We start from the raw sequence: 12,478 nt of genomic DNA, 5'->3' as shown, positions 1-12,478 counted from the left end.
TCAGCCCTTCATCATATTGACGTCTTCGACGGCGATCGATCCGCGGTTGCGGTAGAAGACAACGAGTATTGCAAGACCGATGGCCGCTTCGGCGGCTGCGACGGTCAGAATGAAAAGTGCGAAGACCTGGCCGACGATGTCGTTCAGGAAAGCCGAGAACGCCACCATGTTGATGTTGACCGCCAACAGGATGAGCTCGATCGACATGAGGATGACGATGACGTTCTTCCGGTTGAGGAAGATGCCGAACACGCCGATCGTGAAGAGAATGGCGCTGACCGTCAGATAGTGGGAAAGACCGATTACCATATTGTGTTTCCTTGAATCCGTTCGCGCCTTCAGATGCCCTGACCCGGCTTGACCTTGACCGTGGTGACGGCGGTCTTCGGGTCACGGCCGACCTGCGTGGATACATCCTGCCGCTTGATGTCAGTGCGATGACGCAGCGTCAGCACGATGGCGCCGATCATGGCCACCAGCAGCACGAGACCGGCGAGCTGGAAGAAGTAGATGTAATTGGTATAGAGCACATCACCCAGCGCGGCCGTATTGGTGCGCTCGGTCACCGGCGGGATCGGCATGGTGATCGATTTCGCCGCCTGCGGGTTGAGCACGCTGCCGCCGACAACGACGATCAGCTCCGCCGCGAGGATGACGCCGATCAGCGCGCCGATCGGGGCGTATTGCAGCACGCCGGAGCGCAGCTCCGCAAAATCCACATCCAGCATCATGACGACGAAGAGGAAGAGCACCGCGACAGCGCCGACATAAACCACCAGCAGGATCATGCCGAGGAACTCGGCTCCCGTCAGCAGGAACAGCGCGGCTGCGTTGAAGAAGGTCAAAATCAGAAACAGCACCGAATGAACAGGGTTCTTCGATGCAATGACCATGAACGCAGACGCCACGGCGACGAAAGCGAATATATAAAAGAATACAGCGTGCAGACCCATCTTGGTGCCTTCTTGTCCTCATCGGGAGAAGATGGCCCAAAGCCCCCTCACCCGTTTCGTCCCCGCCGGCGAAAACCGCGCAGGCATTTTACTTTTCATCGCTTTCCGGAGGCTCCCCCGGAAAGACGGTTGCGCCTTAACGGTAAGGCGCATCCAGTGCGAGGTTGCGTGCGATTTCACGCTCCCAGCGGTCGCCATTGTCGAGAAGCTTCTGCTTGTCGAAATAAAGCTCCTCGCGGGTTTCCGTCGCGAATTCGAAGTTCGGGCCTTCGACGATGGCGTCGACCGGGCAGGCTTCCTGGCAGAAGCCGCAATAGATGCACTTCACCATGTCGATGTCGTAACGCACCGTGCGGCGGGTGCCGTCGTTGCGGCGCGGGCCGGCTTCGATGGTGATCGCCTGAGCAGGACAGATAGCTTCACACAGCTTGCAGGCGATGCAGCGTTCCTCACCGTTGGGATAACGGCGCAGCGCATGTTCGCCGCGAAAGCGCGGAGAGACCGGGCCCTTTTCAAAGGGATAGTTCACCGTCGCCTTCTGTTTGAAGAAGTGGCGCATCGTCAGGAAGATCGCACCGACGAACTCCTTGAGGAACAGTGAATTGACGGCTTGGGAAAGGCTTGCCATCTCAAACTCCAGATTTCTGAGCGAGGCGTACGGACATCAACCGGCCCACCCCGTCAGCTTCAATACGAATGCAACAATAACGACCATGGCGAGCGACAGCGGCAGGAACACCTTCCAGCCGAGGCGCATGAGCTGGTCATAACGATAACGCGGAACGAAAGCCTTGGTCAGCGCGATCATGAAGAAGACCATGCAGCCCTTGAGCGCGAACCAGACAATGCCCGGAACCCAGTTCAGGAACCACACATCCACGATCGGCAGCCAGCCGCCCATGAACAGGATCGTCGTCAGGCAGCAGATCAGAACGATCGCAGCATATTCGCCGAGCATGAACATCATGTAAGGCGTCGAGCCATATTCGACCATGTGACCGGCAACCAGTTCCGATTCCGCTTCCGGAAGGTCGAAGGGCGGACGGTTGGTTTCGGCAAGGCCCGAGATGAAGAACACGATGAACATCGGGAACAGCGACAGCCAGTGCCAGTCGAGGAACGAGGCCGGCAGGCCGAGCATCGTACCAAGGCCGGTCTTCTGGGCAAGCACGATATCCGTCAGGTTCAGCGAACCGACGCAGAGCAGCACGGTGACGATGACGAGGCCGATCGACACTTCATAGGACACCATCTGCGCGGCGGAACGAAGCGCGCCGAGGAACGGATACTTCGAGTTGGAAGCCCAACCGCCCATGATGATACCGTACACTTCAAGCGAGGAAATCGCGAAGATGTAGAGGATGCCGACATTGATATTGGCGACGACCCAGCCTTCATTGAACGGAATGACGGCATAGGTGGCAAGCGCCAGCGTCACGGCGACCAGCGGCGCCAGAAGGAAGACGGCCTTGTTGGCGCCGGCCGGAATGACCGGTTCCTTGAGGATGAACTTCAAAAGGTCGGCGAAGGACTGGAAGAGACCGAAGGGACCAACCACGTTCGGACCACGGCGCAGCTGCACGGCTGCCCAGACCTTGCGGTCGGCAAGCAGAAGGAAGGCGATGGCCACCAGAAGGCAAACGAGAAGCAGCAGGGACTGGCCGACCATGATCAGCGCGGGCCAGACGTAGCTCCAGAAAAACGATTCCATAATCCCCTACCCTTACTCTGCCGCAGCCTGGAAATTGTTGCGGGCCAATGCGGAACACTCGGCCATGACGGCGGATGCGCGCGCAATCGGGTTCGTCAAATAAAAGTCTTTTACCGGCGAGGCAAACGCAGACTTATTGAGGCTGCCCGCGCGAGCGGCAAGTGCCTCGACATCCGCGCCGTTGCCGGCAACGATCTCATCGGTTTCCGCCAGATGCGGATGCGCGACATAAAGCTGGCCGCGCAGCGCCGACAGCGAATCGAACGGCAGCTTCTTGCCGAGCACGTCGGAAAGCGCACGCAGGATCGCCCAGTCTTCACGGGCCTCGCCCGGTGCGAAACCGGCGCGGTTGCCCACCTGAACGCGGCCTTCGGTGTTGACCCAGATACCGGATTTTTCGGTATAGGCCGCACCCGGAAGGATGACGTCGGCGTTCATCGCGCCATGATCGCCGTGGCTGCCGATGTAGACGGTGAACTTGGCGCCCTTGTTCGACAGGTCGATTTCATCGGCGCCGAGCAGGAAGAGAACGTCCATGGACGTTACCATTTCGGCAGCAGCAACACCGCCCTCGCCCGGCACGAAGCCGATGTCGAGACCACCGACGCGGGCAGCGGCAGTGTGAAGCACCGAGAAGCCGTTCCACTCTTCGCTGATTGCGCCAACCGAAACGGCAAGCTTCGCAGCAGCCGCGAGAACGGCTGCACCATCGGCGCGTGCCAGAGCGCCCTGGCCGATGATGATCAGCGGGTTCTTTGCGGACTTCAGCTTCTCAACGAAGCTGTGAGAGCCATTGGCGAGATCGGAAAGCGTTTCAGCGCCGGAGCCTAGATATTCGTAGTTGTACCGCAGCTCACCGGCTTCGCCGATCACGCCGATCGGGAAACCACCGCGACGCCAGCGCTTGCGGATACGTGCATTGAGCACGGCCGCTTCATAACGCGGGTTGGCGCCGACGATCAGCAGCGCATCCGCGTGCTCGATGCCTTCGATTGTGGAATTGAACAGGTAGCTGGCGCGACCCAAAGACGGATCAAGCGCTGCGCCATCCTGACGGCAATCGACATTGGCCGAGCCGAGCGACGCCAGAAGCGACTTCAGCGCGAACATTTCCTCGACGGAAGCAAGGTCACCGGCAATCGCGCCGATCTTGCTGCCGCTGGTCGCGGCAACCGCCTGCTTGATAGCGCCGAAGGCTTCGCCCCAGCTTGCGGGCTGCAAGCGGCCATCCTTGCGGACGTAAGGGCGGTCGAGACGCTGCGTCTTCAGGCCGTCCCAGATGAAGCGGCTCTTGTCGGAGATCCACTCTTCGTTGATTGCCTCGTTGACACGCGGCATGACGCGCATGACTTCGCGGCCACGGGTATCGACGCGGATTGCCGAACCGAGAGCGTCCATCACGTCGATGGTTTCGGTCTTGTTCAGTTCCCACGGACGGGCAGTGAAAGCGAAAGGCTTCGAGGTGAGCGCACCGACCGGGCAAAGATCGACGACGTTGCCCTGAAGCTCGGAGGTCATAGCCTGCTCGAGATAGGTGGTGATTTCAGCGTCCTCGCCGCGGCCGATGAGGCCGAGTTCGGCGATGCCGGCAACTTCCGTTGTGAAACGGACGCAGCGCGTGCAGTGGATGCAGCGGTTCATCACTGTCTTGACGAGCGGGCCGATATATTTGTCTTCAACCGCACGCTTGTTTTCCGCGTAACGCGAACCGGCGATACCGAAGGCCATAGCCTGGTCCTGCAGGTCGCATTCGCCGCCCTGGTCGCAGATCGGGCAATCGAGCGGGTGGTTGATGAGAAGGAACTCCATCACGCCTTCGCGGGCCTTCTTGACCATCGGCGTGTTGGTGAAAACTTCAGGCAATTCACCATTCGGGCCGCCGCGAACGTCGCGCACGCCCATGGCGCAGGATGCGGCGGGCTTGGGCGGTCCGCCCTTCACCTCGATGAGACACATGCGGCAGTTACCCGCGACCGACAAGCGCTCATGAAAACAAAAGCGCGGAACTTCAGCACCAGCCTCCTCGCACGCCTGCAACAGCGTGAAATGATCCGGAACCTCGATCTCTTTACCGTCAACCTTGAGCTTTGCCATGGTTCTACTTACGTCCTGTTGCCTGTTCGTCCCGTGTCTCTCACACGGTCCGCAACAAATCCTTAATCGCGCCCGACACTTCATCTCGTCGGTCAGGCGCTTCATGGTTTTCCGGCGCCGGGATCATCCCCGCGCCGCATGCAAACTGCGAAAAGCTTATTCGGCAGCTTCCAGAACAGCGCCATCATCCATGGCCCTGTAGGTATATTGGTCGATGCGCTTTTCGATTTCCGGACGGAAATTGCGGATCAGCGCCTGTACCGGCCATGCGGCGGCGTCGCCGAGAGCACAGATGGTGTGGCCTTCAATCTGCTTCGTCACTTCGAACAGCATGTCGATTTCGCGCTTCTGCGCGTTGCCCTTCACCATGCGTTCCAGCACGCGCCACATCCAGCCGGTGCCTTCACGGCACGGCGTGCACTGGCCGCAGCTTTCATGCTTGAAGAACGCCGCGATGCGGGCGATCGCCTTGATGACGTCGGTGGACTTGTCCATGACGATCATGCCGCCGGTGCCGAAGGACGACTTCACTTCGCGCATGCCGTCGAAGTCCATGATGGCGTCCTTCATGTCCTCACCGCGCACGATGGGGCAGGATGCGCCGCCGGGGATGACGCCAAGCAGATTGTCCCAGCCGCCGCGAATGCCACCGCAATGGTGTTCGATCAGTTCACGGAAGGACAGGCCCAACGCATCTTCGAAGGTGCATGGACGCTCGACATGGCCAGAGACCATGAACAGCTTGGTGCCGACATTGTTCGGACGGCCGATAGACGAGAACCATGCCGCACCTCGGCGCAGAATCGTCGGAGCAACGGCGATGGATTCGACGTTGTTGACGGTCGTCGGGCAACCGTAAAGACCCATATTGGCCGGGAACGGCGGCTTCAGGCGCGGCTGGCCCTTCTTGCCCTCGAGGCTTTCGAGCAGGGCCGTCTCTTCGCCGCAGATATAGGCACCTGCGCCGTGATGGACGTAGATGTCGAAATCCCAGCCGTTCTTGTTGTTCTTGCCGAGCAGGCCGGCATCGTAACATTCGTCGATGGCGGCCTGAAGCGCCTCACGTTCGCGCATATATTCGCCGCGTACGTAGATATAGGCAGTGTGCGCACCCATGGCGAAACCGGCGATCACGCAGCCTTCGATCAGCGTATGCGGATCGTTGCGCAGGATTTCGCGGTCCTTGCAGGTGCCGGGCTCGGATTCGTCGGCGTTGACCACGAGATAATGCGGACGGCCGTCGCTTTCCTTGGGCATGAAGGACCACTTGAGACCCGTCGGGAAGCCTGCGCCGCCGCGACCGCGAAGGCCGGAAGCCTTCATCTCATTGATGATCCAGTCACGACCCTTTTCGATGATCTGCTTGGTGCCATCCCAGTGGCCGCGCGCCCTCACGCCCTTCAGGGACTTGTCCTTGAGGCCGTAGAGATTGGTAAAGATGCGATCCTGATCTTTTAACATGCTTCACCCTTTACCGCGGCTTCTTGCCGAAGACCCTGATATACTCGGCTTCGCCACCCTTGGCGAGCGCCTCGGCCTGCTTGATCCACTCATCGCGTTCGATGCGGCCCTTGAAATTCAGATAACCATCCACCCAGTCGCACTCGGCCTTCTTCCAGCCGGCAATCTGCGCATAGGTGAAGATACCGAGCTCGTTAAGCGTGCCTTCGATCTTCGGACCAACGCCTGAAATGAGTTTCAGGTCATCGGGCGCAGCGGGCTTTTCAATGCCTGCCGGACGGTCGGCTGACTCAAGCGACGGTCTGGATGCTGTCGCTTCCTTGCCTGCCGATTGCTGTTCCCCTGCCTTTGCGTTTTCCGCAGCAGCCTTGGGCTCGTTCGCAGGCGTCTTCAGCTTCGGATCGGTTTCCGGTGCGTCCGTCTTTGGCTTGGCGGCATTCGAAGGAAGAACGGGGGCTGCTTCCGCCGGAGCTTCCGCAGGCTTGTCGAGATTGGAGCGATCTGGCTTGATCTCTTCCGTCAGCGTCGTCAGGCCGCCAACGGGCACCGACTGGTGACGGTCGATCTGGGGGCCGGTCTTGACCGTGTCGCCCTTGCCTGCCTCGAACGTGTCGATGATCTCTTCCAGGCGCTCGGGCGTCAGATCCTCATAGGCATCCTTGAAGATGATGACCATCGGCGCGTTGACGCAGGCGCCCTGACATTCCACTTCTTCCCAGGACAGCGTGCCGCTCTCGTTGGTGTGCAGCGGATCGTGGTGGATCTTCTTGCGGCAGACATCCATCAGCGCTTCCGAGCCGCGCAGCATGCAGGGCGTGGTGCCGCAAACCTGAACATGGGCGCGTGTGCCGACCGGCTTCAGCTGGAACTGGGTATAGAAGGTCGCCACTTCCATGACGCGGATATAGGCCATATCCAGCATGTCGGCGATTTTTTCGATGGCGGCGCGGGTAACCCAGCCGTCCTGCTCCTGCGCACGCATAAGCAGCGGGATAACCGCCGATTGCTGGCGTCCCTCCGGATATTTCTGGATCGTCTTTTCAGCCCATGCGGTATTATCCGCGTTAAAGGCAAATGCCACGGGCTGGAACTGATCTTCGGCTAGTCGACGAACGGACATACTTCCTCACGCCTTTTCAGTTTAACGTCTCACAACGCGATCTCGCCACCGTGACGAATTCGCAGGCATAAGCCGCCTTGTCTTTCTGCATGAACACGATGAACTTGCTGCCATTGGGAACCGAGGCCTTGATCTCGTATCCCGATGACAGAAGCTGCTTGATGGTCGAAGAGCCGCCGCTCGACAGCGATACCTCAGGCTCGCTCGTCGCCGTCTGGGCGAGAACGGGTGCCGACATCGCAGCGAGAAAAGCCGGTATGGCCAGCGGCAGACGCATCAGCGGTCGACCTCCCCGAACACGATGTCGAGGGAGCCGAGCACGGCTGTAACGTCAGCAAGCTGATGGCCCTTGCACAGGAAATCCATGGCCTGCAGGTGTGCGTAGCCCGGAGCGCGGATCTTGCAGCGGTAGGGCTTGTTGGAACCATCAGCGACCACATAGACGCCGAATTCGCCCTTCGGCGCTTCGACAGCGGCGTAAACTTCGCCGGCCGGTACGTGATAACCTTCGGTGTAGAGCTTGAAGTGGTGGATCAGCGCTTCCATCGAACGCTTCATCTCGCCACGCTTCGGCGGAACCACCTTGCCGTCAAGCGAGGAGACCGGGCCGATGCGATGCTTGCCGGACAGAAGATCGACGCACTGCTTCATGATCTTCACCGATTCGCGCATTTCCTGCATGCGGATCAGGTAACGGTCATAGCAGTCGCCGTTCTTGCCGACGGGGATGTCGAATTCCAGATCGGAATAGCACTCGTAGGGCTGCGCGCGGCGCAGATCCCAGGCAGCGCCCGAACCGCGCACCATCACGCCGGTGAAACCCCAGGCGAAGGCGTCTTCAAGCGAGACCACGCCGATATCGACGTTACGCTGCTTGTAGATGCGGTTGTCGGTCAACAGACCTTCGATATTGTCGAGCACGGTCAGGAACGGATCGCACCACTTGCCGATATCATCGACCAGTTCCGGCGGCAGGTCCTGATGAACACCGCCCGGACGGACATAGGCCGAGTGCATGCGGGCGCCGCAGGCGCGCTCATAGAACACCATCAGCTTTTCGCGCTCTTCGAAGCCCCAGACCGGCGGCGTCATCGCGCCGACGTCCATTGCCTGCGTCGTCACGTTCATGATGTGCGACAGGATGCGGCCGATTTCAGAATAAAGCACGCGGATCAGCTGGCCGCGCATCGGGATTTCGAGGCCCAGCAGCTTTTCGACGGCGAGCGCAAAAGCGTGTTCCTGGTTCATCGGCGCGACGTAGTCGAGACGGTCGAAATAGGGAACGGCCTGCAGATAGGTCTTGGTCTCGATCAGCTTTTCGGTACCGCGGTGCAGAAGACCGATATGCGGATCGACGCGCTCGACGATTTCGCCGTCCAGTTCCAGAACCAGACGCAGCACGCCGTGCGCGGACGGATGTTCCGGACCGAAGTTGATCGTGAAATTGCGGACGTTATGCTCAGTCATTCTAGTGCTCCGCCGAGGTGATCATGGCGATGAATTCGGGGCCGGTCATGTTCTGCGTGGTTTGCGCGAAAGAATAGCTCGAAGGCTTCTCATCCGTGAAAATCTGCGACGCAAAATGGAAACTGGAAGGGTTGTCGAAAGCCTGCAACGAGACGGCAAAATGCTTGCCATCCTTGGAGCGCCACATCAGCGTGCTGCCGCAATTCTTGCAGAAGCAGCGCTCACCCCACTCAGACGAGGAATAGACGCCGAGGTTCTCTTCGTTTTCGACGGAGATATCAGCGCATTCGACAGCCAGAAACGCACCGCCGGACCAGCGGCGGCACATGGAGCAATGGCAGACGCCGAATTCGCGGGCACCGATCGCGGCCTTGAGGCCGACGGCACCGCAAAGACATTGGGCACGCTCTGTCGCAGGGGCTTCGCTCATTGCTTGGCCTTTTCGTCACCCGGGAGAACATATTCAGTCCCCTCCCAAGGAGAGAGGAAATCGAAATTGCGGAATTCCTGCTTCAGTTCGACCGGTTCATAAAGAACCCGTTTCAGCACGTCATCGTAACGTACTTCCACAAAGCCGGTAACCGGAAAATCCTTGCGCAGTGGGTGGCCTTCGAAACCGTAGTCGGTGAGAATACGGCGAAGGTCCTTATGGCCTTCGAACGGAATACCATACATGTCCCAGGCTTCGCGCTCGAACCATTCCGCGCCCATATAAACGGGGGTCGAAGACGGAACACCCTCGTCTTCCGCCACTTGCAGCTTGACGCGCACGCGCAGGTTCTGGCGCGGCGACAGCAGGTGATAGACGACATCAAAACGCTTCTCGCGCTGCGGCCAGTCGACACCGCAGATATCGATGATGTTGACGAAACCGCACTGCACATCGTCACGCAGGAAGGTCAAAAGCGCGATCACGCTTTCAGGCGTCGTGTTCAGCGTCAGTTCGCCATAGGCAATATCAGCCGACACCACGAGGGAACCGCGCGCTTCCTTAACGTAAGCAGCAAGATCGTTGAGAGCTTCGCTCATTACTTAATCCGTCCTTTGCCCTTAACGCTCGATCGTACCGGTACGCCGGATCTTCTTCTGCAGCAGAAGTACGCCGTAAAGCAGCGCCTCCGCCGTGGGGGGACAGCCCGGAACGTAGATATCCACCGGCACGACGCGGTCGCAACCGCGCACGACAGCGTAGGAATAGTGGTAATAGCCGCCGCCATTGGCGCAGGAGCCCATGGAGATGACGTAACGGGGCTCAGGCATCTGGTCATAGACCTTGCGCAGAGCGGGCGCCATCTTGTTGGTCAGCGTGCCGGCGACGATCATGACGTCCGACTGGCGCGGTGAGGCGCGCGGGGCAACGCCGAAGCGCTCCATGTCGTAACGCGGGCCGGAAGCCTGCATCAGGCCTTCGACGGCGCAGCAGGCAAGACCGAACTGCATCCACATCAGGGAGCCGGTACGCGCCCAGGTGATCAGCTCGTCGGTCGAGGTAACGAGAAAGCCCTTATCGGCCAGCTCGTCGTTGATGTCCGTGAAGTAGGCGTCGTTGCTGCCAACCGGCTTGCCGGTCGAGGGATCGATGATCCCCTTCGGCTGCGGCGCAACGAGCGTGGTGTTGTTCTGGCTCATGCCCATTCCAGCGCTCCCTTCTTCCACTCATAGATAAAGCCGATGGTGAGGACGAGAAGGAACACCATCATCGACCAGAAACCGAACCAGCCCATCTCGCCGAAAGACACCGCCCAGGGGAACAGGAAGGCGACTTCCAGATCGAAGATGATGAACAGAATCGACACCAGATAAAAGCGGATATCGAACTTCATGCGGGCATCGTCGAAGGCGTTGAAACCGCACTCGAAAGCGGAGAGCTTTTCCGGGTCCGGCGCCTTGTAGGCAACCGCAAAGGGCGCAATGAGAAGCGCCAGGCCGATGACGAGAGCGATACCGATGAAGATTGCGATCGGAATGTAGGAACTGAGGAGTTCAGTCATGGTCTCTTCCCTGTCCGGCCGGGTGCCGGACCTGCCTTTGTGACCTTAAGTCTCAAAGAGCGGACAAATATGTTGCAACGCCAAAGTGGTTAGCGCAGCCGCGCCCTCTCTGCAAGAGTTTAGGCACCATTTCAAGACACCTGCCGCATTGATTGGCAACAATATTGCCGGAATTGACGCAAATTTGGGCCACAATTCCGACCTAAGCCCCTCAAATACAATAATAATCGATTGAACGACGCAACCGCAAAAAAGTCACACGAATTTTACGTCGAAACGGCGGTGAAGTGACGATATCCCGATATCGAAACTTGACTAAAAAAAGCAGGAAAAATCGCGTTTGAAACGGCCGGAATCAAGCATCGGAATCGTCAAAAATCGAGGCGTGCAAACAGCGCGTCGATCTGGTTTTGAGGAGACATTTCAAGAGAAAGAAATGGCGCGAGTGACGGGGCTCGAACCCGCGACCTCCGGCGTGACAGGCCGGCACTCTAACCGACTGAGCTACACCCGCGCTCCACAGACATTCATCTGCGTTTTTTCCGAGGAACAGGATGGCGCGAGTGACGGGGCTCGAACCCGCGACCTCCGGCGTGACAGGCCGGCACTCTAACCAACTGAGCTACACCCGCTTATCCTGACGGACAGGACCTTGTCCCGCCGTACGAACCAGCCTCGGCTGTTCGTTGAGCGGCTAACTACGGCGTTCGTGCGGGGGTGTCAAGCAGGTTTCACGACAAAAGAATAAGCTTTTTCATTTTGATCGGGAAAAACCTGAAGGCCATTGATAAGCGTTCCGGCAAACGCCTTGTTTTGCGGGCTTTTCCCAACGAAAACAAAAAACTTGTCCACAGCCAGCGACTTCCCCAGGGGCATTTCCCCCAGGCCATCAAGGCGTCATTGGTTTCTGATTTCACCAAAAGGCCCACAGTTCCCGGCTTTTTGCCCCTCCCCTTCGGCGGAGGGAAAAGCCGCTCCGAAAAAAAACAAAAAAACTTCACAAAAGCCCTTGCGGTTTTTTTCCGATCCGAATACATCACGGCCACCGACGCGGCGGACATGATCCGCAGGACGCGAAGGGCGATTAGCTCAGTTGGTAGAGCGCCTCGTTTACACCGAGGATGTCGGGAGTTCGAGTCTCTCATCGCCCACCATTTTCCAAAACTCTTCAAATTCATAAGCACTGAGCTGAATGTTTTTTAGCTTACGCCCTGTTTTGTCCTGCATTTTCCGCACCTGGAATCAGGCGCCCCTACCCCGCATCTAGTCGCTGGGCTTACGAATCCGAGCCCAGAACCACCGGAATCGTTTTTCCAGCCCTTATCTATTCCAAATCGATACGCCTGCTCCGGATTCCGACGGCTTCACCGAATCCCTGTGTCACTGCGTAACATACCGAAAAATAAGCAGATTCAGACTTTTTAAAGAGATTTCGGGCATTGTTTGCGCACCGTTTCATGATGAACGGTTGAACTGATGGATGAAACCATGTCGATCGACGCGTTTGTAACACTCGCGCTTATTGCGCTGCCTGTTTATATTTTTTTCCGCTGGGTCCAGCAGGACTCAGAAAAACAAGATACTCCCAAAAGCAAAAATTCCATGGGGCGGTGATCCGTTACGGTCGACCCGCAGTATTTTCCCGGACGGTCTCCGGACGAAATCCTCCACGATCCGATAT

Annotated in this window: 15 protein-coding genes and 3 tRNA genes; 2 read left to right on the top strand and 16 right to left on the bottom strand. The window is 58.6% G+C overall.

Going from position 1 to position 12,478, the window contains the following annotated elements; genetic code table 11:
- The 16 genes from nuoK to ASB65_RS29095 form a co-directional block, all read right to left on the bottom strand.
- Positions 1-309, bottom strand: a complete 309-nt coding sequence (gene nuoK, locus ASB65_RS12330) for an NADH-quinone oxidoreductase subunit NuoK (protein WP_003502389.1) — start codon at positions 307-309, stop codon at positions 1-3.
- Positions 310-338: 29 nt separating this feature from the next.
- Positions 339-953: an NADH-quinone oxidoreductase subunit J gene (locus tag ASB65_RS12325; RefSeq protein ID WP_003502387.1), complete on the bottom strand. Its 615-nt coding sequence runs from the start codon at positions 951-953 to the stop codon at positions 339-341.
- A 136-nt stretch (positions 954-1,089) separates the two neighbouring features.
- Complete coding sequence (nuoI, locus tag ASB65_RS12320) at positions 1,090-1,581, bottom strand: NADH-quinone oxidoreductase subunit NuoI (protein WP_003502385.1); 492 nt, start codon at positions 1,579-1,581, stop codon at positions 1,090-1,092.
- A 36-nt stretch (positions 1,582-1,617) separates the two neighbouring features.
- Complete coding sequence (gene nuoH, locus ASB65_RS12315) at positions 1,618-2,664, bottom strand: NADH-quinone oxidoreductase subunit NuoH (protein WP_060724098.1); 1,047 nt, start codon at positions 2,662-2,664, stop codon at positions 1,618-1,620.
- Positions 2,665-2,676: 12 nt separating this feature from the next.
- A complete protein-coding gene (gene nuoG, locus ASB65_RS12310) occupies positions 2,677-4,758 on the bottom strand; it encodes an NADH-quinone oxidoreductase subunit NuoG (protein WP_041694373.1) in 2,082 nt (693 codons plus the stop codon).
- A 156-nt stretch (positions 4,759-4,914) separates the two neighbouring features.
- Positions 4,915-6,219, bottom strand: coding sequence for an NADH-quinone oxidoreductase subunit NuoF (gene nuoF / locus ASB65_RS12305; protein ID WP_003512673.1), 1,305 nt, complete (start codon positions 6,217-6,219; stop codon positions 4,915-4,917).
- 10 nt (positions 6,220-6,229) lie between these two features.
- Entirely contained in the window at positions 6,230-7,339 is a 1,110-nt protein-coding gene (locus tag ASB65_RS12300) for an NADH-quinone oxidoreductase subunit E (protein WP_019565474.1), read from the bottom strand.
- A gap of 16 nt (positions 7,340-7,355) precedes the next feature.
- Positions 7,356-7,616, bottom strand: a complete 261-nt coding sequence (locus ASB65_RS12295; RefSeq protein WP_003502376.1) for a hypothetical protein — start codon at positions 7,614-7,616, stop codon at positions 7,356-7,358.
- Positions 7,616-8,806, bottom strand: coding sequence for an NADH-quinone oxidoreductase subunit D (locus ASB65_RS12290; protein ID WP_003496461.1), 1,191 nt, complete (start codon positions 8,804-8,806; stop codon positions 7,616-7,618). The genes ASB65_RS12295 and ASB65_RS12290 overlap by 1 nt, the downstream gene beginning before the upstream one ends.
- Position 8,807: 1 nt before the next feature.
- Positions 8,808-9,236 carry a GFA family protein gene (locus ASB65_RS12285; RefSeq protein ID WP_060724097.1) on the bottom strand — a complete coding sequence of 143 codons (429 nt, stop codon included), beginning with the start codon at positions 9,234-9,236 and terminating at the stop codon, positions 8,808-8,810.
- Positions 9,233-9,835: an NADH-quinone oxidoreductase subunit C gene (locus ASB65_RS12280; RefSeq protein WP_020810740.1), complete on the bottom strand. Its 603-nt coding sequence runs from the start codon at positions 9,833-9,835 to the stop codon at positions 9,233-9,235. Before ASB65_RS12280 ends, ASB65_RS12285 begins: the two co-directional genes overlap by 4 nt.
- Before the next feature lie 21 nt (positions 9,836-9,856).
- On the bottom strand, positions 9,857-10,441 hold the full coding sequence (locus ASB65_RS12275) for a NuoB/complex I 20 kDa subunit family protein (protein WP_003502368.1): 585 nt from the start codon (positions 10,439-10,441) through the stop codon (positions 9,857-9,859).
- Positions 10,432-10,797 (bottom strand): NADH-quinone oxidoreductase subunit A, encoded by a 366-nt coding sequence (locus ASB65_RS12270; protein ID WP_003496469.1) that lies wholly within the window; start codon positions 10,795-10,797, stop codon positions 10,432-10,434. The genes ASB65_RS12275 and ASB65_RS12270 overlap by 10 nt, the downstream gene beginning before the upstream one ends.
- 437 nt (positions 10,798-11,234) lie before the next feature.
- Positions 11,235-11,311: transfer RNA gene (locus tag ASB65_RS12265), tRNA-Asp, on the bottom strand.
- 41 nt (positions 11,312-11,352) lie between these two features.
- Positions 11,353-11,429 (bottom strand) — tRNA-Asp (locus ASB65_RS12260).
- A gap of 88 nt (positions 11,430-11,517) precedes the next feature.
- The gene (locus ASB65_RS29095) at positions 11,518-11,649 is read right to left on the bottom strand and encodes a hypothetical protein (protein WP_003502366.1); all 132 of its coding nucleotides are present in this window, start codon (positions 11,647-11,649) and stop codon (positions 11,518-11,520) included.
- Between the two features lie 226 nt (positions 11,650-11,875).
- Between ASB65_RS29095 and ASB65_RS12255 the strand changes: the two genes are divergently transcribed.
- Positions 11,876-11,951: transfer RNA gene (locus ASB65_RS12255), tRNA-Val, on the top strand.
- 322 nt (positions 11,952-12,273) lie between these two features.
- Positions 12,274-12,411 carry a hypothetical protein gene (locus ASB65_RS28710; RefSeq protein WP_003502364.1) on the top strand — a complete coding sequence of 46 codons (138 nt, stop codon included), beginning with the start codon at positions 12,274-12,276 and terminating at the stop codon, positions 12,409-12,411.
- The last annotated feature ends 67 nt before the right edge of the window (positions 12,412-12,478 follow it).

This window comes from Agrobacterium tumefaciens str. B6, assembly GCF_001541315.1.
Lineage (GTDB): Bacteria > Pseudomonadota > Alphaproteobacteria > Rhizobiales > Rhizobiaceae > Agrobacterium > Agrobacterium radiobacter.
Note: the sequence above shows the minus strand (reverse complement) of the source record. Positions and strands in the feature narration are given on the sequence as shown.

Bases quoted from the DNA above. Each gene is read 5' to 3' on its own strand.
- nuoK (WP_003502389.1), bottom strand. From the start codon at position 309: ATGGTAATCGGTCTTTCCCACTATCTGACGGTCAGCGCCATTCTCTTC.
- ASB65_RS12325 (WP_003502387.1), bottom strand. From the start codon at position 953: ATGGGTCTGCACGCTGTATTCTTTTATATATTCGCTTTCGTCGCCGTG.
- nuoI (WP_003502385.1), bottom strand. From the start codon at position 1,581: ATGGCAAGCCTTTCCCAAGCCGTCAATTCACTGTTCCTCAAGGAGTTC.
- nuoH (WP_060724098.1), bottom strand. From the start codon at position 2,664: ATGGAATCGTTTTTCTGGAGCTACGTCTGGCCCGCGCTGATCATGGTC.
- nuoG (WP_041694373.1), bottom strand. From the start codon at position 4,758: ATGGCAAAGCTCAAGGTTGACGGTAAAGAGATCGAGGTTCCGGATCAT.
- nuoF (WP_003512673.1), bottom strand. From the start codon at position 6,219: ATGTTAAAAGATCAGGATCGCATCTTTACCAATCTCTACGGCCTCAAG.
- ASB65_RS12300 (WP_019565474.1), bottom strand. From the start codon at position 7,339: ATGTCCGTTCGTCGACTAGCCGAAGATCAGTTCCAGCCCGTGGCATTT.
- ASB65_RS12295 (WP_003502376.1), bottom strand. From the start codon at position 7,616: ATGCGTCTGCCGCTGGCCATACCGGCTTTTCTCGCTGCGATGTCGGCA.
- ASB65_RS12290 (WP_003496461.1), bottom strand. From the start codon at position 8,806: ATGACTGAGCATAACGTCCGCAATTTCACGATCAACTTCGGTCCGGAA.
- ASB65_RS12285 (WP_060724097.1), bottom strand. From the start codon at position 9,236: ATGAGCGAAGCCCCTGCGACAGAGCGTGCCCAATGTCTTTGCGGTGCC.
- ASB65_RS12280 (WP_020810740.1), bottom strand. From the start codon at position 9,835: ATGAGCGAAGCTCTCAACGATCTTGCTGCTTACGTTAAGGAAGCGCGC.
- ASB65_RS12275 (WP_003502368.1), bottom strand. From the start codon at position 10,441: ATGGGCATGAGCCAGAACAACACCACGCTCGTTGCGCCGCAGCCGAAG.
- ASB65_RS12270 (WP_003496469.1), bottom strand. From the start codon at position 10,797: ATGACTGAACTCCTCAGTTCCTACATTCCGATCGCAATCTTCATCGGT.
- ASB65_RS28710 (WP_003502364.1), top strand. From the start codon at position 12,274: ATGGATGAAACCATGTCGATCGACGCGTTTGTAACACTCGCGCTTATT.